At 46.8% G+C, this 19,568-nt stretch carries 22 protein-coding genes; 4 read left to right on the forward strand and 18 right to left on the reverse strand.

Annotated features, from left to right (window positions below; translation table 11 throughout):
* Nucleotides 1–105: 105 nt before the first annotated feature.
* From ACHZBG_RS11145 to ACHZBG_RS11155, 3 genes are read left to right on the forward strand one after another with little or no spacing between them, the layout of a single operon-like run.
* Complete coding sequence (locus ACHZBG_RS11145; RefSeq protein WP_320129532.1) at nucleotides 106–507, forward strand: HIT family protein; 402 nt, start codon at nucleotides 106–108, stop codon at nucleotides 505–507.
* 2 nt (nucleotides 508–509) lie between these two features.
* Nucleotides 510–791, forward strand: coding sequence for a hypothetical protein (locus ACHZBG_RS11150; protein WP_320129533.1), 282 nt, complete (start codon nucleotides 510–512; stop codon nucleotides 789–791).
* Between the two features lie 11 nt (nucleotides 792–802).
* Entirely contained in the window at nucleotides 803–2,209 is a 1,407-nt protein-coding gene (locus tag ACHZBG_RS11155) for a hypothetical protein (protein WP_320129534.1), read from the forward strand.
* On the opposite strand, the gene ACHZBG_RS11160 is transcribed toward ACHZBG_RS11155, so the two are convergent.
* Nucleotides 2,206–2,829, reverse strand: a complete 624-nt coding sequence (locus ACHZBG_RS11160) for a DUF308 domain-containing protein (RefSeq protein ID WP_320129535.1) — start codon at nucleotides 2,827–2,829, stop codon at nucleotides 2,206–2,208. The two genes, ACHZBG_RS11155 and ACHZBG_RS11160, sit on opposite strands and share 4 nt — an antisense overlap.
* Before the next feature lie 95 nt (nucleotides 2,830–2,924).
* Here ACHZBG_RS11160 and ACHZBG_RS11165 point away from each other — a divergent pair, with 95 nt between their 5' ends.
* Nucleotides 2,925–3,638: a YjjG family noncanonical pyrimidine nucleotidase gene (locus tag ACHZBG_RS11165; protein WP_320129536.1), complete on the forward strand. Its 714-nt coding sequence runs from the start codon at nucleotides 2,925–2,927 to the stop codon at nucleotides 3,636–3,638.
* Here ACHZBG_RS11165 and ACHZBG_RS11170 read toward each other — a convergent pair.
* The 17 genes from ACHZBG_RS11170 to ACHZBG_RS11250 all read right to left on the reverse strand — a co-directional run bounded on the left by ACHZBG_RS11170 (nucleotide 3,613) and on the right by ACHZBG_RS11250 (nucleotide 19,545).
* Nucleotides 3,613–4,464: an FKBP-type peptidyl-prolyl cis-trans isomerase N-terminal domain-containing protein gene (locus ACHZBG_RS11170; RefSeq protein WP_320129537.1), complete on the reverse strand. Its 852-nt coding sequence runs from the start codon at nucleotides 4,462–4,464 to the stop codon at nucleotides 3,613–3,615. The two genes, ACHZBG_RS11165 and ACHZBG_RS11170, sit on opposite strands and share 26 nt — an antisense overlap.
* A 236-nt stretch (nucleotides 4,465–4,700) precedes the next feature.
* On the reverse strand, nucleotides 4,701–5,225 hold the full coding sequence (locus ACHZBG_RS11175) for a FumA C-terminus/TtdB family hydratase beta subunit (protein ID WP_320129538.1): 525 nt from the start codon (nucleotides 5,223–5,225) through the stop codon (nucleotides 4,701–4,703).
* On the reverse strand, nucleotides 5,218–6,081 hold the full coding sequence (locus ACHZBG_RS11180; RefSeq protein WP_320129539.1) for a fumarate hydratase: 864 nt from the start codon (nucleotides 6,079–6,081) through the stop codon (nucleotides 5,218–5,220). Before ACHZBG_RS11180 ends, ACHZBG_RS11175 begins: the two co-directional genes overlap by 8 nt.
* Nucleotides 6,068–6,577, reverse strand: a complete 510-nt coding sequence (locus tag ACHZBG_RS11185; protein WP_320129540.1) for an antibiotic resistance protein VanZ — start codon at nucleotides 6,575–6,577, stop codon at nucleotides 6,068–6,070. Before ACHZBG_RS11185 ends, ACHZBG_RS11180 begins: the two co-directional genes overlap by 14 nt.
* The gene (locus ACHZBG_RS11190; RefSeq protein WP_320129541.1) at nucleotides 6,574–7,569 is read right to left on the reverse strand and encodes a TIGR01212 family radical SAM protein; all 996 of its coding nucleotides are present in this window, start codon (nucleotides 7,567–7,569) and stop codon (nucleotides 6,574–6,576) included. The genes ACHZBG_RS11185 and ACHZBG_RS11190 overlap by 4 nt, the downstream gene beginning before the upstream one ends.
* Nucleotides 7,569–9,794 carry a patatin-like phospholipase family protein gene (locus ACHZBG_RS11195; RefSeq protein ID WP_320129542.1) on the reverse strand — a complete coding sequence of 742 codons (2,226 nt, stop codon included), beginning with the start codon at nucleotides 9,792–9,794 and terminating at the stop codon, nucleotides 7,569–7,571. The genes ACHZBG_RS11190 and ACHZBG_RS11195 overlap by 1 nt, the downstream gene beginning before the upstream one ends.
* A 6-nt stretch (nucleotides 9,795–9,800) precedes the next feature.
* Nucleotides 9,801–10,523, reverse strand: a complete 723-nt coding sequence (locus ACHZBG_RS11200; protein ID WP_394699390.1) for a methionyl-tRNA formyltransferase — start codon at nucleotides 10,521–10,523, stop codon at nucleotides 9,801–9,803.
* Complete coding sequence (locus ACHZBG_RS11205) at nucleotides 10,486–10,746, reverse strand: hypothetical protein (RefSeq protein ID WP_320129544.1); 261 nt, start codon at nucleotides 10,744–10,746, stop codon at nucleotides 10,486–10,488. The genes ACHZBG_RS11200 and ACHZBG_RS11205 overlap by 38 nt, the downstream gene beginning before the upstream one ends.
* A complete protein-coding gene (gene def / locus ACHZBG_RS11210; RefSeq protein WP_320129545.1) occupies nucleotides 10,743–11,252 on the reverse strand; it encodes a peptide deformylase in 510 nt (169 codons plus the stop codon). Before def ends, ACHZBG_RS11205 begins: the two co-directional genes overlap by 4 nt.
* Before the next feature lie 41 nt (nucleotides 11,253–11,293).
* A complete protein-coding gene (gene priA, locus ACHZBG_RS11215; protein WP_320129546.1) occupies nucleotides 11,294–13,270 on the reverse strand; it encodes a primosomal protein N' in 1,977 nt (658 codons plus the stop codon).
* Nucleotides 13,270–14,019, reverse strand: coding sequence for a uracil-DNA glycosylase (locus ACHZBG_RS11220; RefSeq protein ID WP_320129547.1), 750 nt, complete (start codon nucleotides 14,017–14,019; stop codon nucleotides 13,270–13,272). Before ACHZBG_RS11220 ends, priA begins: the two co-directional genes overlap by 1 nt.
* Nucleotides 14,012–14,857: a tRNA pseudouridine(38-40) synthase TruA gene (gene truA / locus ACHZBG_RS11225; RefSeq protein ID WP_320129548.1), complete on the reverse strand. Its 846-nt coding sequence runs from the start codon at nucleotides 14,855–14,857 to the stop codon at nucleotides 14,012–14,014. Before truA ends, ACHZBG_RS11220 begins: the two co-directional genes overlap by 8 nt.
* Entirely contained in the window at nucleotides 14,857–15,222 is a 366-nt protein-coding gene (gene acpS / locus ACHZBG_RS11230) for a holo-ACP synthase (RefSeq protein ID WP_320129549.1), read from the reverse strand. Before acpS ends, truA begins: the two co-directional genes overlap by 1 nt.
* Nucleotides 15,215–15,628, reverse strand: coding sequence for a hypothetical protein (locus tag ACHZBG_RS11235; RefSeq protein ID WP_320129550.1), 414 nt, complete (start codon nucleotides 15,626–15,628; stop codon nucleotides 15,215–15,217). Before ACHZBG_RS11235 ends, acpS begins: the two co-directional genes overlap by 8 nt.
* Nucleotides 15,615–16,436 (reverse strand): diadenylate cyclase CdaA, encoded by an 822-nt coding sequence (cdaA, locus tag ACHZBG_RS11240; protein ID WP_320129551.1) that lies wholly within the window; start codon nucleotides 16,434–16,436, stop codon nucleotides 15,615–15,617. The genes ACHZBG_RS11235 and cdaA overlap by 14 nt, the downstream gene beginning before the upstream one ends.
* A 1-nt stretch (nucleotide 16,437) precedes the next feature.
* Entirely contained in the window at nucleotides 16,438–17,958 is a 1,521-nt protein-coding gene (gene glpK, locus ACHZBG_RS11245; RefSeq protein WP_320129552.1) for a glycerol kinase GlpK, read from the reverse strand.
* A 105-nt stretch (nucleotides 17,959–18,063) separates the two neighbouring features.
* Nucleotides 18,064–19,545 (reverse strand): ankyrin repeat domain-containing protein, encoded by a 1,482-nt coding sequence (locus tag ACHZBG_RS11250; RefSeq protein WP_320129553.1) that lies wholly within the window; start codon nucleotides 19,543–19,545, stop codon nucleotides 18,064–18,066.
* Between the last annotated feature and the right edge of the window lie 23 nt (nucleotides 19,546–19,568).

A 19,568-nucleotide genomic window follows, 5' to 3' on the forward strand; every position in this document is an offset into this window, starting at 1 on the left:
CCTCCGTGGATAATAGTACATTAGGTATTTTTGTGCAATCCCTTTTGTCCTCACAATCCTTTTCCGACACGACACTTGTGTGCTACAATAGCGGCGAGGTATTATATGGAAACCATTTTTTCTAAAATCATCAAAGGGACCATTCCCTCTACAAAACTTCATGAAGATGAACTATGCATAGCCATCCTTGATATCAATCCTGTCAATAAAGGTCATTTGCTGATTATTTCAAAGGAACCGTACCCTACTTTCAGCGAATGCCCGGATACAGTGTTGGAACACATGATGCACCTGGCAAAAGAAGCCGATGACAAACTACGTTCCACTCTCCATTGCGAGGGTACCAACATACTGATCAATAACGGAAAAGCCAGTGGACAAGAGGTTCCCCACCTTCATATCCATGTCATCCCACGCTATGCGGAGGACAACCAGAGATTTGGCTTTGTAAAAACAACATACACTGAGGACGAAATGGCTCAGTACGGGGAAAGACTGGCGTTTTAATCATGAAAGCATGTCATCATTGCCATACAACCATCGACTCCACCTTGATAATCGGAACAAGCACGCTCTGCCCTAAGTGCGGGAAACCCTTGCATAGTTGCTTTAATTGTAGGTTTTACAGTCCTGGTGCTTACCATGATTGTCTGGAAGGCATCGAAGAATACATTGAGGAAAAGACAGAACAAAACTTCTGTGACGCCTTTATGCTCGGAGAATACAGTCTGGAAGAACAAAAACGAAAAGCAGACGCAAAAGCCAGGGCAGAAGCTTTCTTCAACATCTAAGGAAACCACCAATGAAAAAACGATATTATCTTTTTGCACTCCTTCTCTTGCTTGCCCCGTTGTCTTTCATGGGTTGCCAGACCTATACCCAAAAGGTTGCAAAGACACATATCGATCCTATCCCTTCCCTACCAACCACAACGCCCCTGGTAACCCGTTACTCTGTAATTGAGGCCCAAAAGAAGGCAACCCAGGATGCTTTGCTTGCAAAACAAGCTGAACAAAAAGAGAAGGAAGCGGCAACACAAAAAGCCTTGCAAGAACAACAGAAGATCAAACAAGAAGCTCTTCAAGCCCAAGAAGCAGAAGCCCAGGCGCAAGAAGAAGCCTTGCAGGAAGAAAATGCAAAAAAGGCAACGCAAGCAACCATCGATGCATTGACAAAGGAAAATCAAACTTTGCAAACGCAACTGATGGAAAAAGAACGTACTCTTGCCCAAATTCATCAAACTGAACAACAAAAGCTTACAGAAACAAAATTGCAACAAGAGGCAAAACAGCAAGCGGAGCAACAAAAAGCCAAGGAAGCAGCTGATGCCGAGGCAAAACTCCAATTGAAACTGGAACAGGAAAAACAAGCAAGGGAAGCAGAAATCCGAAAAATCCCACCACTTGACCAGATAACCTTTCCCAGGTTCTACGACAGCGACAAACCAAGCCTCCTTGCCCAAAACGGCGAGCAGCTCAATGCCTTGATAATACCCCTTGCTGACACCCCCTGGACAGATACTGCCCTTGCAGCCGAGGTAGCAAAAAGCATTGACGATCTCAAGGTACCTGTCATATTCCTGACAGGAAACATGGAAAACGTCATTGCCCTGGTAAGACAATTGCATTCAGATGCAACCCTTTTTGCAGACGGCGCAATCGTTTCTGATTTTGCAGTCGTCAGTACTTCGGAAAATGGTGTGGTAGTCCAATACAGCAAAGGCAAGACAGTTCAACTTTCCTTGATCAACCTTCCCCAATATTCTGTTCTTCAAGCATTCAAGAGTGGCTCTGACTGGAAAGCCGTTGAAAAGGAAATTGCTCCAGAACGAATAAAAAAGGTGGAGCAAGTCATCAAAGAAGGGGAAAATACCCTGCCGACGATTGTCGGTGCTTCGCTGTATGAACCTTCCTACCAAGACTGGAACACTTTCAGCCCGATATCCTACCGACAAGTGGAATATCACTGGCCACTTTCCCAGACCTTTGAACAGGAAGGTTTCTATGACACCTATCGCCTAACCCATTTCAATGAAGCAACCAATGCCGGCAATACTTTGAAGATCCAGGATATGGAAGAAAGAATAGACTATCTTTTCACCAGAAAGGTATTGCCCTTGCAATCCTCGATCATAACCCTTGGCCCGGAATCGTTGCCTGACAACGAAATCAGCAGGTACGGTCTATATGGAAGCTACCTGATACCCTAAGCCTTTGGCTTGGTCTCGGTTTCCTCAATGATTTCACCTGTGGTTTCAATGACAGAAGATTCCTTGAATTGGTTGGCAAGCTTTCTGATACTCGAAGACCATACAACGAGGCCGATACCTGAGGCAAGGATAATGAACCCGACTATTTTCAGCACCATTGAACCAATCTGTCGTGGAAAGATAAAAAGCAAGACGGCAAAGATCAAGGAAAATATCCCGTCAACCAGGATGGGGGAGACACTGACCTCGCCTTTACGAAGCAAGAAGGCATCCAGGAAGGACACTACTGCCGAAATTGCCATCTGGGCAGCCAGAAGGTAGATCAGGATATCCCAACTTATCCCTGCAACCGTAAAGGGCAGGATTACTGCCAAAGCACCTATGATAATGCTACCCAGACTCTTCACCACGGAAAGCACCTTGCTTTTTTTCCCCCGGCTGTAGGTATGTTGGGAAAAAAGTGAATACCCACCTGAAATCACCAAGGAAACTCCCAGGATGGTTACCAATACCTGGACAAATGAACTACTTTGAAACATCATGTACAAACCCAAGGCAGCCATGACAATACCTATTGCGAAGGCAATATTCAAGTGACGTTTTAAAAATGAATCTTGCATGATCGGTGATCTCCTTACACGCTCTTTCTGTACAACACAAGTCTTTTCCTATATGGTACTCAGGAGACCACCACAAGTAAAGGACAAGCATCGCTATGTATCGAAATCTTTTTTTGGATGCCGACGGAACACTCTTTGATTTCTCCCTTGCCGAACGAAGGGCCTTTTCCCTATTGGCCCAACAACTAGGTTTCCCTGATACCGAAGAAAATCTGGAACTCTATGGAGAAGTAAATGAAAAATGCTGGAAAGAGCTTGAACAAGGAATAACGACCCTTCAGGAATTGAAAACCCAACGTTTCAAGATTTTTCTTGCCTTACTTGGCATTCCGGTTGAAGGTACCGAGGTTAGTTCAGCTTACGAGACTCATCTTTCAAGACAAGGTCTACTTTTCCCTGAAAGCAAGAGCACCCTGGAAACTCTCATCAAGCGAGGATACCGGTTATATCTTGCTTCCAATGGCATCTCCTTCGTGCAGAGAGGCCGATTGGCTGCTTCATCCTTGGAAAAGTATTTTACGGATATCTTTATAAGTGAGGAAGTGGGATTCCAGAAGCCAGACCCCCGATTTTTTGCCTATATGCTACAAAAAGCAGATCTCCAGGACAAACAAGAAGAATGCATCATGATTGGAGACAGCGAATCCAGCGATATGCAAGGCGGACAAAACAGCAACCTCGACACCCTTTGGATACATACAGAGGAAACAAGCTGTAGCCTAGCTCAAAAGCCCACATACGAATGCAAGTCCATCGAAGAAATACTTGATTTCTTTCCACCACTTATTGGGCTGGAGCATTCCCTGTAGATACTGAAACAGCTACGCTTGCACTGATTTTGGCAGTGCTCTTTTTCACTGACTTGAGCTCGACCTCTGCAATCAAGAGAGCATTGGGCCCAATGCTCTGCGTCCCATCTTTTCCATATCCTAGATCAGGAGGAAGCCAGAACCGGTAGCTGGAACCAGGGGTCATGAGCTCAATTCCTTCCACAAATCCAGGAACCTTCATTGTCTTGAGTTGCAGGGAAGAGGAATATCCACGTTCATAGGAACTATCGACTACCGTACCATCAAGCAAAAGAATCTTATAATCAATATCCACGATATCCTCAGGGGATGGAGTTTCTCCCGAGCCATCGCGAAGAACTTGATACTGCAAACCGGAGGTTGTTGTAGTTACATTCTCTCGAGTCTTGTTTACGGAAAGAAAGCTCTCAGCCTCGGAAAGATTTTTCGCTGCCAGGGCATCAGTTTCAGCTTGGGCTTGTTCAAGCATTTTTGTCTGAACTTCATGGAGGATCTGGGACATTTGTTCTTGCGTGAAATAACGATTGCCATTCCCGGCATCCCACGCGCCTTTGGCAAAATAACTGCTATCCATGCTATCGAAACCCTGTTGCTTCATGGTTGCAAACAGCATATATCCATAGGTATAGCTAAACCGATCCTCCATTGATGTAGGAACTGGAAGATCTTTTATTGAATCTGAGGAACTTACCACAGAAGAGGCTTGGGGAGTTGTTGGTACGTCAGCACTGGCAACTAGGGTTGCTTCATCCTGTGAAGCCTTGCACCCAACCAAAGAGAAAACCATAAGACAAGAAGCAATGCAAATAAATGGAAAATTCTTCACGGTCGTATCCTTCCGTTGCAGGGGTTTTGCCTCCAAGCATACACGTAGGTACCATAACTAGTTAGCATTGTCATTCACCCCGAGATGACAATACCCCCAGTCGGAGGCTTGCATACTGAAAACTTTATAACACAAAGCCAAAAACGTCCAGCAAAAAGAACAAAAGAGAGAATAAAACCCACTATAGCAAAAAAACTACGGTCAATTATCATCCTTTTGGAAGAAAGGATTGATTTTCAACAAGCGTATACACTCTTGCCAAAACAATCTATGGCTACAATAACCGGGAAATCCTCAACGGTAAGACAGAGCAAGGCCTCAGGGCCCAGATCTGCAAAAGCAAGGGTCTCCACCTTTTTGACCGTAGAAGCATACAAGGCACCGCAGCCTCCAAAGGCTTGAAGATACACTGCCCGGTTCCTGACTATTGCATCAAGCACGTCCTTGCTTCGAGGGCCTTTCCCTATGGTTGCCTTCAAGCCAAGATCCAACAACCTTGGAGTGAAGGCATCCATTCTTGCACTTGTGGTGGGGCCACAGGCGCCTATAAGAAACCCTTCAGGCGATGGCGACGGTCCCATATAATATATTGCTTGCCCTACCAGGGGAAACGGTAATTCATCGCCTGCATTCAAAAGAGCCTCCAAACGGCTATGTGCCTGGTCTCGGGCCACATACAATTTTCCTGAAAGCAGAAGCTGGTCAAAGATATGGAAGGTACAAATAGTATCCATTGACAGAGGAAGATCCACCTTACGCATCCTCACCCTCCCATATCACCCTGGCCTTTCTATCTGCCCAACAATTGATCGATACGGCCAAGGGCATACCTGCGATATGGGTCGGCTCGTATTCCACGGCAACATTGAGAGCAGTTACACGGCCTCCAAAACCTCCGCTTCCGATACGAAGGGATTGAACCTTTTCAAGAATCTGCTGTTCAAGCAACGCATAGGAAGGAGAGGTATTGGCAATTCCCGCTTCCCTAAGGAGAGCACGCTTGCTCAGAGAAGCAGCACGTTCCATGGTTCCTCCCAAGCCAACGCCGAGGAAAATAGGAGGACAGGGCTTTCCGCCTGCAAGTCGGACAATATCAGCGACAGCTGCGATGACAGCAGCACTCCCCCCTGTAGGATTGAGCATCCGTATTGAACTGCAGTTTTCACTTCCGAATCCCTTGAGAAGGAACGAAAGGACAAGCGAATCGCCTTCAACAAGATCCCAATGCAGAATGGGAGGAAGATTATCCAGGGTATTCTTTCTTTCGAAAACAGGTTCCTCAACCACGGAGCGACGGAAGGAAGCTTTCACTACAGCATCCTTGCAACCCTGGATTATTGCTTTTTCAATTTGGGCAGGAAGCAATGGACAGGTTCTTCCCAATGCAATGAAAACATCGAACATCCCAGTATCCTGGCACATAGGCAACCCTGTCTTATCTGCGATGGCAAGGTTTTCCTTGATCGCTTTCAGGACTGTAAGGCTTGCCTGTCCATGTATATCATCCAGGTCTTCCGATTCTTGCATTATCGCCTGGTCAAGGCAGGCCAAGACATCCTGGCCAAGATGCACAACAGCATGTTGCAAGGCCTGTGAAATCTTCTCAGTCAAGTTCATGTACTTCATCCTTCCAATTCGGATCATAGAGCCAAGGCCGTGTCAGGAAAAAACTACCCACCAACTTGAGGATCATCAAGGCCACGGCTACACCAACTACCAGACCCAAGGTATCGGAAAAAAAATCCAACCATTCCCGGGAACGCCCGAACAAAGGTTGTAAAAGCTCAATCAGGGCACCCAGGGCAGAACCGATCAGCAGTGAAATCACTACTGAACGACCTGACCAGGAAGTCAGGTGAAGCGTTGAATGGGTAACGTGTTCTTTTCTGGTCTTCCCTGAACCAGGAATTTGCAAGATAGCCAAAAACAAGGAAAAGCCCAAGCCGGCATAGGCCAGCATATGGTCTCCCTTATCAGCAAAGGGAATCCAGGAAATTACAGGAAATTCATTGGCTGGAATAAAAGAATAATGGATAATCATTATAACAATCAGTACTGTCAGGACAATTCCAATCGTTCGTATAATCAATTGTAATGGAAGTCGTTTCTTCATGCAAAATCCCCTTGCCTAAAACCTTGTTGCTCCATTGCATTGTGAAGAGAGCCGAGAAAGGCACTCTTGTCCGGAAAGCTCCGGGGAGCTACCAGACGATGCTGGGGAGTTTCGCAAATCATACGCTCAATAACTATATCAGACTTGAGTTGCCGTAGAAAATATATGCAGTTTTCCAAATGTCTTCTGCCAGAGGCAACGCTTACCTCTCCTTCCCTGTACCAGTCATTGAGTTTTGTACCCCCGCAAACATCAAGGTTATGAATCTTTACTGCCTCGCTGCCTACACTATTGATCAATCGGGCAGTTTCGCTAAATTGCCTATTGCTCTCACCCGGCAACCCAATTATTACATGAGTACAAACACCAATACCCCGCATATGTAACGAATCCACTGCCTGAATATAGTTTTTTTTCGTATGATTCCTTTCAATAAGCGCAAGTGTTGCATCATCTGCACTTTGCAACCCTAGTTCAACCCATACCTTTTGGACCCTACCCTTGTAGCTCTCAAGCAAATCCAGGACTTCGTCGTCGAGGCAATCCGGCCTTGTAGAAACGATGAATTCTGTAAAAGGACCCTCTTCAAGAGCACAATCGTACAAAGTTTTCAACGTATCCTTATCTGCATAGGTATTGGTCCAAGCCTGGAAATAGGCACTGAACAACTCGGCTTTGTACCGATCTGCAAGAAAAAGCTTCCCTCGTGTAATTTGGGTCTTGATGGAAGCACATCGTTTTTCCAGGGAAGGTACCAATAAAGGAGTTGCATTGCTTACCTTCTCATGGAAAGAACTGGCATGAGTGAATCCCCGTTCCGTTGTCCTTTGGTATATGGCAGAAGCACCTGTCCCATCACAATAGATACAGCCACCACCTCTTTCCTTATCACGGTTTGGACAGGAAAAACCTCCATCTATGCCAATACGGTAAACTCGTTTGCCATAAACCTTTTCCAAATGATCTCGATAGGTATTCCAGCATTCAACCATCAGAGGATTCCAACAATAAGAGCAAGGTTGCCCTGGCTACTGACTCCAAGGCCAGCCATAATATTCCCGATAGGTGTCTCGACACCGGCCATTACTCCCAGTCCTGCCTCCAGACCTATGGAATTGGCCAGCAAGGAAGTCTCTGGTTCACTCGTTGCCAGATAGGGGTCATACCCATCGGCGGTCCCTACCCTGCAGGTAGTAAAAAGATGTACAGGAAACCCATTGAAATTTTCAAAATCATGTTGCCAGGACACCCCAGCCATGATCATGTCCCGCTTAAGAGTTCCTATGCTATATCCAGGCATACCGTAGAACCCTCCGAACTCAACATAGGAAGACAGCAGTTGATAGGGAAGCCGCATGACAGATATCTGCAAGTCCCACCTGATACCATCGTTTTTCCGTATCGAAAAACGATTGCTGATTGCTACTCGCAAAGAATACATCAAACCATCTGGATTCCCGACTGTTGCCGCAAACTCCGCACGAATTCCTTCAGAGGAAAAGAAGCTTTGCTGGGTATTCCAGATAACGGAACCATAGAGCATCGGGGAGGCAATGGAATGAGAAGCGCCTCCACTTACTGAATCGATGTAAACAAAGCTGAAATCAGTCCCGAAATTTGCCCTTCCGAAATCATTGAACTGATAATCCAATCCCAGATTAAACAGAAATCCTGCATCAAGGTCAGCCCCACGATTCCCATAGATCTTGCTATCCTGAGGCGTTAGGCAACCATGGAAGATAGCAGCATTGGCCACAATATCCAAAGCGGCAAAAGAAGTCGCTACGAACGGATATCTTACCGCAACATCAAGTCTCAGGGTCTGTCCAACGGAAAGAGTCGTATCAAAAGAAAAATCCGTATGGAAGATATGGGAGAAAAATGCATTCAAATTCACCTCAGGGACAATCCAGCCTGCAGCTGCAGGAGTATTGTTTGAAAGCCCCAAGGACCCATTGAAGCCAAGGCTGACCTTTGAAGAACCTTCTTGAAATGATCGAATATTTACCAAGAGCGTTCCCTCGTCATTACTGACATCGGCCATCTCATAACTTATCGAGGACAACTGGTAGTTCTTTTTTATCCTATTCAAGGCCAAAACAAGATCGGCCTTCGTAGTTTCATTGAGACGAAGCCCAATAAAAGCCTTCAAGGTACTTATTTGTGGTTTCTTGGGATTTGGAACGGCAGAGGTATCGACGATACGGACCTTCGTTATAAGTGGATCGGGAAGTTCCGAGTAGGGGCCGATCCTATCAGGATCAAGAACTACCAACGGTCTGTCCTGTGAAATTTTCTGGGCAAGCTGCACAAAATCCTGCTCTTTATCCTCACAAGCCTGCTCCCCTATCTTGATGATCTCTTCTGACTTGAAAAAATCCATGGTATTGATATTTGCCAGCTCAGGAAATAACAAGATGTCGGCAAGCGGGTACTGTTTGGTTACATTCCCTTGGGTAACCAAAAAAAGAGTCTGGTTCAGCACTGAGGAGAGCGAACTGACATCTGAGGTTCTTTGCTTGGCATTGACGTCACAGGCGATGACAATATCGAATCCATAATCCTTTGCCAATTGTACTGGCATATTATCTACCATACCGCCATCTACGGCATAGCTTCCGTCCTTCTGGGGATAGGGGGTAAAAACAATGGGCAAGGACATACTGCTTCGGATGGCACCTACCAAAGATCCATCTCTATACACAATCCGTCTTCCACTAAACAAGTTAGTTGAAACACAACGAAACGGGACAGCCAGATCATCAAAATCAACATTTTCGGGAATCCTTGAAAGCAGGAAATTGAACAAGGCCAACACCTTCTGGTCGCCGACAAGGCCAGGGGCAGTACCAAATCCCTTTGAATCAAATCCAACAGAAAATATATTGGCAGGAACATTGTCAAAGGCAGGAGCGACAGAAGAGTTCTTTCCAGAGGGCTCTTCCGTGAACAAGGAAACCATATCAATCTTTTTTACCACCGCCCGAATTTCTGCTGGTGTATACCCTGCACAATACAGACCGCCGACCAAGGCCCCCATACTGGTACCAAAGACCATATCGATGGGAATACCCGCTTTTTCGATAGCTTCCAAAACAGCTATATGAGCAAACCCACGTGCACCACCGCCGCTAAGAACGACAGCTACCTTTGGGGTAGTTGCAAACAAGGAAAAGGAACACAGTAACACTGTAAGCCCCAATACAATTCGCTTCATCCTTATTCACCTCAATATTGTTTCTATAAAATCCTTATTACCATTGAGAAAAGATTGCCAATCCATCTCCTTACGTTTTTCCAATTGCAACCGATCGATCCAGAGCACCCCTTTGCCAGTGGCTATCGCAATTCCTTTGCCCTTTTGGCTCTTGAGCACTGTACCGCAAACAGCATTTGGAGGGACCTCTTCGGTGCCTGCCTCATCCAAACAGCCCCAGACAGAAGTAATCATCAGGGTTTGGTCCTTGAATCGGGTAGTTGCCTTCGGCCAGGGAATCATGGCCCGAATCAAGGCATGCAGACTCTTGGCAGGAAGGGACCAGTCAAGGGTTGCCATCTCCTTGGTTATCATCTGTGTATACGAAGGTTCTCCTACCTGAGAAGAAAAGACTGCAGTTCCTTCCTGTATCCCGGTAAGGGTCCGCACAGCAAGAGGAGCAGCCTTTTCCATGACAATCTCGGTCAATGAACGGGTCGTCTCATCCCCAGCAAGAGCAAACATCTCAACAGCGGCGATCTCTCCTGAATCCATTTCGGGAGCAAGCCTCTGGATACTGATCCCTGTTTGGGAAAATTGTTGGAGAATTGCGCCCTGGATAGGAGAAGAACCTCTGAGCAAAGGTAAGGCAGAAGGATGTATATTGAGTTTTTCCCCTGAAAACAAGGATAGAAATTTCGGTCCGAAAAGTTTACCGAAGGCAAAGCAAACGAGCGGTATCACAACCATACCTGCCGATAAGTTCACGTGCCTCAGACCCCAGATGTTCCGGTTGCAATACAGGAAGGCCTAATTCCAAGGCAGCAACCTTGACCGGGGAGGGAAGCAACTGCATTCCTCTGGGGCCAGGTTTATCAGCATTGGTAAGCACCGCACCTATCTCAAAAAAATCATTCAATGCCCTCAAGGCAGGAACGGCTATCTCTGGAGTACCTGCAAACAGAATCTTCACGGCTTCATTCTCTTTCTTGGGCGATTCTTCCTTTCATAGGCCCGTACGACCTTCTCTTTTTCTTCCGGTGAAATTCGTTCGATGAACAAGGTTCCGTTCAAATGGTCATTCTCGTGCTGAATCGCACGGGCATACAAACCGTCAGCTTTGACCATAAAGGATTTCCCCTCGATATCCTGAGCCTGGACTGTTACCTTGGCGGGGCGGTCAACATCGTGCCAGACACCGGGAATGGAGAGGCAACCTTCTTCAACCGTACTGATCTCAATCGAAGTTTCGATGATCTGGGGATTGATGAAGGCTTGTTTTACCTCGTCGCGGATAGAAATGACAAACACACGGCTTGGAACTCCTACCTGGGGACCGGCAAGTCCAACTCCATCAGCTTCTGACAAGGTCTCGAACATTGCATCCACCAAGACACGCAAGCCACTATCAAACTTTGTTATCGGTTGGCACTTTTCGTACAGTACCTCTTCTCCGAGTGTATATATATCTAACATCATAGTATCCATATGATACCAATACTTATGTTATCCAGTCAACGCTATATCATTTGCAGGGGATCTATATCAACTTCAATATAAATACCGGAAGGAGCGGAATATTGGAGAAGAGCATTGGCAACCAAACGATGGGCCAAAGAGGCCTCGCTTCCCATTACCAAGAGATGATGACGCCAGTTCGAAGCTATTTTTTCCAAGGGACACTCACAGTTACAGAGTACCAAGGGTGCCTTGTCTACGGGAAATTGGGAAGCAAGGCCTTCCAGGAGCGTCTCCAGGCAGGAAGCCTGCTCAAGAACCTTTTCCCTATTTCTTCCCCTGATGACCAGATTTATCAATCTGCTGTATGGAGGAAAACCTGTCTCCTTGCGCATTGCCAATTCTTGGTCAAAGAAAGCATCGACCCTGCCTTCCTGGGCATAGGTAACAGCGGCATTGTCAGGATGGAAGGTCTGGATTACAACCCTTCCCTGGTCATTGTAACGTCCCGCCCTTCCTGAAACTTGCATCAACAAGGAAAAGGTCCGTTCTTGTGACCGAAAATCAGGGATATTCATTCCGCTGTCCGCCAACACGATACCAACCAACTCAACCCCCGGAAAGTTCAATCCCTTGGCCACCATCTGGGTACCCAACAATATATCGATGTTTCCCTTGCGAAATTCATCCAAAACAGTGGCCATCAGCTTCTTGTCCTTTGCACTATCCGTATCAAGACGCTCTATGGATGCATTCGGAAAAAGTTGCCCTATTTCCTGCTCAACCATCTCAGTTCCAAAACCACTGTAGCCAACATCCAGGGAATGACATTCGGGACAGACAGCTATCGGTTTCTGCCTGTATCCACAATAATGGCAAACCATCTCGTTATGTTCCTTATGGTAGGTCAGGGTTACTGAGCAATTGGGACAAACCATCTCATACCCACAACTCTTGCAATGAAAGAAATAGGAATAACCTCGCCTGTTCAAGAAGAGGATGACCTGCTTCTTTTTCGCAAGGACTTCCTTTATTTGCCCCTGCAAGGCTCGGCTGATGGTTCGTTTTTCATTTTTCATATCAACAATCAGAACTTGGGGGGGGACACCACCCCCGACTCTATTATCGAGACGCAAACATTGCAATTGCGTGTCATCTTTCATCATTTTCCAGGCTTCAAGTGAGGGTGTGGCACTTCCCATGACAAGGGTAGCCTTTGTTTCCAGACATCGTCTCTGGGCTATCTGACGAGCATGGTATCGAGGAGTATTGCCACTCTTGTAGCTATTTTCATGCTCTTCATCGATGATGATCAAGCCAAGATTCTCAAAGGGGGCAAAGACGGCACTCCGGGCCCCAATTGCCAGCATAACCTCTCCATTCTTGATCTTTTTCCATTGGGCCAGCCGTTGGCTCGGCGTCAAGGCTGAATGCAGGATAGCCACTTTATTCTCGAATCGATTTGCAACCTGACGAACCAACTGATGGGTCAAAGTAATTTCAGGGACAAGATAGATGACTTGCTTCCCCTTCTCTATCATCGCCTCGGCACAACGAAGGAATACTTCGCTTTTACCGCTCCCGGTAACCCCATAGAGATAATACATCGGGCGGGTAGCTGCAAGAATCGTTTCAATGGCGTTGGATTGTTCCGTCGAAAGTTGTTTTACTGACCCAATGGTCAAATCCTCTTCCGCCTCAAGGGCAGGCATCCCGCTATCACGCCTACCGCCAGGAATCATCAAGCTCAAGGCTTCTCCCTGACTGCAAAGATAAAAACGGGACATCCAGAGGGAAAGCTCAACTTCCCTGTGACCAAAAAGAGGTTGGGCATCTATTATTCTTTTTATCGGTTTGATTGTATATTCTGCCTCGAATTTCTCAAGGGCAGCGATGGCATATCCTGTCATCTCCCTTTTTCCGAAGGAAACGACTGCACGCATGCCCACTTGGGCCATTTGCTCGAGTTCGGGAGGGACACTGTAGGTAAAACTCTGTTTCAAGGGAACATCAAGCACAAGTTCCAGGAACTTAGGCATCAAGACCTCCCTGCAAGGGGAATACCAAGATACGAGGCAACTTTCTTCAAATCCTCCCAAACAGGTCGCCTATATTCAGGGTTTCGCAAAACCCCGGCTGGATGGTAGGTTACCAAGGCAGGAATTCCTTCACATCTGAAAAATCGTCCCCTGAGTTTACCAACCCCTTCGGTGGTATCCAAGAGGGACTTGCTTGCCACTCCTCCGCATAAGAGCAACAATTCTGGTTTGGCAAGCTGAATCTGGCGTTTGACAAAAGGCAGACAGGCAGCGACTTCATCGGGTAGCGGGTTACGATTCTCGGGAGGACGGCATTTCACGATATTGGCAATATAGACATTCTTATTCCGGGACAGCCCGATGGAAGAGAGCCAGGAATCCAGATAGATTCCACCCCGTCCTACAAACGCCCTTCCGGTGGCATCCTCTTCAGCCCCGGGACCTTCCCCGATTACCATCAACCTGGGAGGAAGGACTCCCTCACCGAAAACAGTATGGGTTCTTTTTTCACATAACCTGCATCTGGTACATCCCTCGACCAGCAGTTGCAACTGTTTGGAGGTACACCCCCGAATTGAATTCTTGTCCAGGGGAAGAGGAAGAAGAGAATCAAGCAAACCGGAAAAATCCATTACAGGAGTCGGCTGCCCGGGTTTTCCGGTGATAATTTCTTCTGTCTGGTCGCAGAGTACCAAAAACTCCTGAAGAGAGGAAGCCAAGGCTTCCCGTTTCAGTTCCACATCATTCATTACTTTTCTCCTCGAACCAAGCATACTCCTGTTTATCATAGGAAATGCGAACCAGATATAATCCCCAAGGGCTTGCGGTACGTCCCGCCAAATGGCGATCTTTCGAGGCAAGGGCCTGTATAAAATCAGAGACAGGTCTTTGTTTTTCGGAAAACTCAATCATCGATCCTACCAAGGACCGAACCATCTTATATAAGAAAGCATTGCCACAAATGGTATAGACCAGAACCTTGCTTCCCCACCTATCAGTTTCGTACGACCAAAAAGATTCATAGATATCCCGGCATTTGCTCGGACAGATGTCCCCGCTTGCCGTAAAGGTAGTAAAATCATGGGTTCCCTGAATAACCTCTGCGTATTCCTGCAACAAGGAAATTTCCGGAAATTTCCTGATCTTTCCTACCTGATGATCATCAAAGGGCGTAACAGTTTTTTCTTCCTTGATATAGTACCGATACATCCGTGCCATGGTTGAAAAGCGGGAATGAAAGGTTCCATCCACTTCACAACTTTCCAGAATCCTGATATCCAGAGGGAGGAGCCTATTGAGCGCAGGGGCAAAGGAAGTACCCCTGATCTTCTTGTTCAGGATATCGAAATGGCACACCTGACCTATGGCATGAACTCCACTGTCAGTTCTTCCGCTGCCAATGATCACAACAGATTCTTCCAGCATTTTCACTAGAGCCTGTTCCAGTTCCCCCACTACGGAATGGGCATTGGTTTGTTTCTGCCAGCCACTGTAATGGGTACCATTATAGGCTACCTTGAGCATTATCCGACGTTCCCCTTCAACAAGGGGCTTAAGGGGAGGTCTTTGCCAATCGGATCGAGGCATCAACAGGTCTCCTGCAACAAGACGATGGCAGTGGCCACCGGATCATCATGAGAGATGGAAAGCAAAATCATGCGCTCCCCGACCAAATCCCTGGCCTTTCCATACAATTCCATGACAGGCTTTCCGTTTCCCAAGGAATTTACACAAACCTCAGAAGGTGAAAAACCGGCCATTCCAGAGCCCAGGGCTTTTCCCAAAGCTTCTTTTGCGGCAAATCTACCGGCAAGATATTCATTTCTCTGGTCACTGGACAATTGCAAGGCACTGGCAATCTCAGCTGCATGGAAAAGCCTATGCAGGGCTACAGAGGAAAGAGAAGCCATCCTGGAAATATTTACTACATCTATCCCTATTCCATCAATCATTCGGACTGCTCCCCTTCTTGCCGAAGAGTATCCTGAACTGGGAGGGTTCAGCAGAAATATAGACACCTCCGTTATTGAATACATTTTCCTCATATTCCAGAACAACTGGAGCCGTGGCAATTCCCGCTTCCTTGACAAAAGAGAAATCAATGCGAGCGGTGATGTAATCGGGATCAATGAGATAAATAATATCATCATTTCCCTTGATGCGAATATCCACAGAATGAGGAACAAGGCTTTCTGCCGTATAGGAAGGAGGAAGATTTACATCCAGGGGGATGGTAACCACCCTTGCCCCAATGGTTGAATACTGTATGAAAAGATAAATGCCGATGGCAAAGACAAGCGACAAGACCTTTGCAGGCCAATCATATATGAAGTTTTGTAAATATTTATTCCGCTTCATCGGAGGATGCCTCCTGTTGCAATTCTTCAGGCGTAATATCGTGATAACTAAACAAAGCCAGAAGCATCCGCTTGATGGTCAGGGGATCAAGGTCATAATACAGGTTTGCATTGTACGTCATGCTTATTGCCCCGGTCTCCTCGGAAACGACTAATACCACGGCATCCGATTCCTCAGCCATGCCCAAGGCTGCACGGTGACGGGTTCCGAAGCTTTTCTTGATATCTGTCTGTTCGCTGAGAGGAAGATAACAACCTGCGGCAATGATCCTTCCGTTCTGGACAACCATTGCTCCATCATGCAAGGGAGTATCATGGTCGAAAACAGTCAGAATGAGGGAAGTCGAGAGATCTGCATTGAGACGAGTTCCACTATCTATGATATTTTTGACACCCAAGCGTCGGGGAAACACAATCAAGGCTCCCCTTCGTTTATTTACCAGTACATTGCAGGCGTTGAGAATACTGTCGATCTGGTCTCCGTTGGTAGTCTGGGTACCAATGCGAAACAGTCTGCTCCTTCCACTCCATAATTGCGTGAAGGATCTCCTGAGTTCCGGCTGATACACGATACAGATAAAAATGGTAGCCGGAATGGAAATATTCTTGAAGAACCAAAGCAGAACTTCAAGTTTCAGTATATAGCTCAGGGCATAGGCAGCAAAAAGCGTAATGAATACCTTGACGATTTGCTGTGCCTTGGTTTGGGCTATCGCTTCATAGAAGCGATAGAAAACCCAGGCCAAGACCCCGATCTCAAGAACAGGGCGTATAAAGGAAAAGAAATTTCGCAAGGTATCAGACCACATTCTATGACTCCACTTCTTCGCTATCGACAGAAATCCAATTTAGTGTCCGGCTCACCGCTTTTTTCCACAACCGGGATTTTTTTTCACGGATGCTTTCGCTCATGGTAGGTTTCCATCGTCTCTCTTCCTTCCAATAGGCAGATAGCTCACCCATATTCTTCCAGACCCCTATTGATAAACCAGCGGCATAAGCAGCTCCCAGGGCTGTTGTTTCGACAACAAGGGGGCGGACCACGGGAATTCCCAGTAAATCAGCCTGAAATGCCATCAGAGGCTCGCTATTTGTAAGCCCTCCGTCAACTTTCAAGGTTGTCATGTGAATACCGCTATCAATCTCCATCGCCTCAAAGATGTCGTTTGCCTGAAAAGCTGTTGCTTCCAGTATAGCACGACACAAATGAGCCTTTGTTGCAAATCCTGTCAATCCCGCAATAACCCCTCGTGCTTCCGAACGCCAATACGGTGCAAGCAAGCCACTGAAAGCCGGTACAATATAAACACCCCCGCAGTCTGGCACAGAGGCGGCCAGTTTGTCCAGTTCTTGTGGAGATTCCACTATCATCAAATTATCCCTTGCCCACTGTACCAAAGATCCAGCTACGGCAATTGACCCTTCCAAGGCATAGACAGGAGGTTCAGAGCCAATTTGATAGGCAACGGTAGTCAACAAACCCAGTTTCGAGGTACAGACCTTGTGCCCAGTATTGACCAATAAAAAACACCCGGTACCATAGGTGCTCTTTCCAAGTCCTTCCGTAAAACAAGCCTGGCCAAACAAGGCAGCCTGTTGGTCCCCGAGTATACCACAAACAGGAATTTCAGTCTTGAAAGGCCCGTCGGAAGTTGTATTTGCATATACCACTCCGGAAGAAGGCACGATGGTGGGCAAGGAACATTTGGGAATATTGAATAATGAGAGCAATTCATCATCCCATTGGCATGTCTGGATATTCATAAGCATATACCGTGAGGCATTGGTAACATCCGTAACCAGTGCCTTTCCTCCAGTAAGGTTCCACGTCAACCACGTATCAATGGTGCCGAATATAACCTCCCCTTTCTCCGCTGCCACCCGCAAGCCGGGAATCGAGGCAAGCAACCAGGCAATCTTCGATGCCGCAAAGTAAGGACTGAAGATCAAGCCGCACTTTTCCCTGAGCCATTGAAGGTCGACCGTTTCCTTGAGTTCATTGATCAAGGCAGCTCCACGCAAATCTTGCCAGACGATGGCATTGTGCCACACCTTTCCGGTTTTTGGATTCCAGGCAAGAATGGTCTCTCGCTGATTGGTAATTCCTATACAGGAAACATCAGAACCGGTTGCATCAACCTTACGCAAAGTTTCCGTAATACATTCACTTGTATTTTTCCAGATTTCCCAAGGGTCGTGCTCTACCCAACCCGGTTCAGGGAAAATCTGCTTATGTTCAATTTGATGTGAAGCAATAATTGCTCCATCCTTGTCGAAAAGAATAAACCGGGTACTGGTAGTACCCTGGTCCAAAGCTCCAATGAATTTCACGAAATACCTCCTGTTGTTTACCATAGTATAGCTTCTTGAAACCGTTTTTTCAAAGATTTAAAAAAAGGAATCAAGAGAGAATGGTAAACCAGGCAGAACAGCTTCCTAAAGTCTATACAGGATTGGTGATCTTCTTCCCAAACAAGTACCTTCTTCCATGGCTTTCTCCATTTTTCGTTGGTCAAGCTTTCCTATTCCGGTCTTCAACAGGATTTCCTCGGCACTTTCACCCTTTTCGTCTTCCCCATAAAGCCCCCCTCCCTGTTTCTGGAGATACTGGATAGCCGGGAAATTCAAATACCGGGCAGCTATCTGGATGGCAGATTCACCTTTTACATTGGTCAAGTTAACAGGAATATGCTCCTTTTCTACCAGATTCCTGAGAATTTCATATCGTCCGATACGATCCGAGACGGTTCTTCGGACTCTGTAAAGGTCGTCCTTGGTTACGCAACCTACTTGTTTCACCTGAGGGGGGAATCCGAGATAGACAGCTTCAAAGAGCAGACTCGATCCTTGGTCATCGAGATAGTCGACATCCAGGTCAAGTTCATCCCTGAGTTGCTCAAACAAAACAGGAAACCCTGAATGGACTGAAATGAACATAAGACGATGCTGGGTATCCCGGTCCATCACGCGAATTTCCTCCATGACCGAAGAGAGCAATTTCAGGTTCCCGCTTTGAACGACAGCCTCGATAAATCGCCCTCGATCACCCTGGGGAGGATCATACTTCTGAATAATCTTGATACTATCGGGGTTTCCCTGACGAGCAGCGATTTCCAGGATATTTTCACTCATGGGTGCACCTTGCTTGAGCAGATACCTGACTAGGTCATCCCTTCCTGATTGCACTGCAAGGTCAAGCAAGATACCTCTGGGAACTTCCGTTGACTCAAGAGAAACATCAGCTCCCTGTCCCACCAGATATTTGATTATATCGAGGTCGACACGTGAGGAAACTGCGTCCACAAGAATGCCCTTCGGCAAGGAGAGCCGTGCCAATTCAATACTATATTTCAGGGCGGAAAGATCATTGCTTTCCAAGGAATAGGTAAGAATGCTCTTTCCCTTGGTATCTTTGTGCATAAGGTCAGCTCCCTGGGAAACGAGCATCATGGCAACTTCCGTGTTTCCCTTGGCCAAGGCATACATGAGGGGAGTCCGGCCAAGGGAATCCGGTGCATTCACCTCAGCCCCGGCTTTCAGCAGGAATTTCACTATACCTATCCGTCCCGCCTGTATCGCGATAATAAGGGGTTGATCAATTTCCTGGCTATAATTGACCGGTATTCCTTGCTGGATACAATACCGGACAATACCCAGGTTTCCGGCATCAAGGGCATACATCATTGCATTCCAGCCTCTTGAATCAGTAGTAGACAGCGACCGCAGGTCAGTGACCATTGCCTTGAAAAGTTCCAAATTGAACGTAGTCGCCGCACAACGCATCAGAAGGGTCGTATCTGGAATGAAGTTCACATCGGCTCCTTTCGCCACCAATCGTCTCACTTCATTTTCATCATCTCGCCCCACAGCCTGGCTCAAAGCCCAGGCAAGGATCTCCGCATTCTTGTCTTTTGCCATACCCATGCCTCTTGGCCAAAGAG

The organism is uncultured Sphaerochaeta sp., from assembly GCF_963676625.2.
Classification (GTDB): Bacteria; Spirochaetota; Spirochaetia; order Sphaerochaetales; family Sphaerochaetaceae; genus Sphaerochaeta.

Bases quoted from the DNA above. Each gene is read 5' to 3' on its own strand.
- ACHZBG_RS11145 (WP_320129532.1), top strand. From the start codon at position 106: ATGGAAACCATTTTTTCTAAAATCATCAAAGGGACCATTCCCTCTACA.
- ACHZBG_RS11185 (WP_320129540.1), bottom strand. From the start codon at position 6,577: ATGAAGAAACGACTTCCATTACAATTGATTATACGAACGATTGGAATT.
- priA (WP_320129546.1), bottom strand. From the start codon at position 13,270: ATGCCTAAGTTCCTGGAACTTGTGCTTGATGTTCCCTTGAAACAGAGT.
- ACHZBG_RS11220 (WP_320129547.1), bottom strand. From the start codon at position 14,019: ATGAATGATGTGGAACTGAAACGGGAAGCCTTGGCTTCCTCTCTTCAG.
- ACHZBG_RS11235 (WP_320129550.1), bottom strand. From the start codon at position 15,628: ATGAAGCGGAATAAATATTTACAAAACTTCATATATGATTGGCCTGCA.
- cdaA (WP_320129551.1), bottom strand. From the start codon at position 16,436: ATGTGGTCTGATACCTTGCGAAATTTCTTTTCCTTTATACGCCCTGTT.
- ACHZBG_RS11160 (WP_320129535.1), bottom strand. From the start codon at position 2,829: ATGCAAGATTCATTTTTAAAACGTCACTTGAATATTGCCTTCGCAATA.
- acpS (WP_320129549.1), bottom strand. From the start codon at position 15,222: ATGATTGATGGAATAGGGATAGATGTAGTAAATATTTCCAGGATGGCT.
- ACHZBG_RS11200 (WP_394699390.1), bottom strand. From the start codon at position 10,523: ATGGTTGTGATACCGCTCGTTTGCTTTGCCTTCGGTAAACTTTTCGGA.
- ACHZBG_RS11190 (WP_320129541.1), bottom strand. From the start codon at position 7,569: ATGGTTGAATGCTGGAATACCTATCGAGATCATTTGGAAAAGGTTTAT.
- ACHZBG_RS11195 (WP_320129542.1), bottom strand. From the start codon at position 9,794: ATGAAGCGAATTGTATTGGGGCTTACAGTGTTACTGTGTTCCTTTTCC.
- ACHZBG_RS11165 (WP_320129536.1), top strand. From the start codon at position 2,925: ATGTATCGAAATCTTTTTTTGGATGCCGACGGAACACTCTTTGATTTC.
- truA (WP_320129548.1), bottom strand. From the start codon at position 14,857: ATGCCTCGATCCGATTGGCAAAGACCTCCCCTTAAGCCCCTTGTTGAA.
- ACHZBG_RS11180 (WP_320129539.1), bottom strand. From the start codon at position 6,081: ATGAACTTGACTGAGAAGATTTCACAGGCCTTGCAACATGCTGTTGTG.
- ACHZBG_RS11250 (WP_320129553.1), bottom strand. From the start codon at position 19,545: ATGGCAAAAGACAAGAATGCGGAGATCCTTGCCTGGGCTTTGAGCCAG.
- def (WP_320129545.1), bottom strand. From the start codon at position 11,252: ATGATGTTAGATATATATACACTCGGAGAAGAGGTACTGTACGAAAAG.
- ACHZBG_RS11175 (WP_320129538.1), bottom strand. From the start codon at position 5,225: ATGCGTAAGGTGGATCTTCCTCTGTCAATGGATACTATTTGTACCTTC.
- ACHZBG_RS11150 (WP_320129533.1), top strand. From the start codon at position 510: ATGAAAGCATGTCATCATTGCCATACAACCATCGACTCCACCTTGATA.
- ACHZBG_RS11155 (WP_320129534.1), top strand. From the start codon at position 803: ATGAAAAAACGATATTATCTTTTTGCACTCCTTCTCTTGCTTGCCCCG.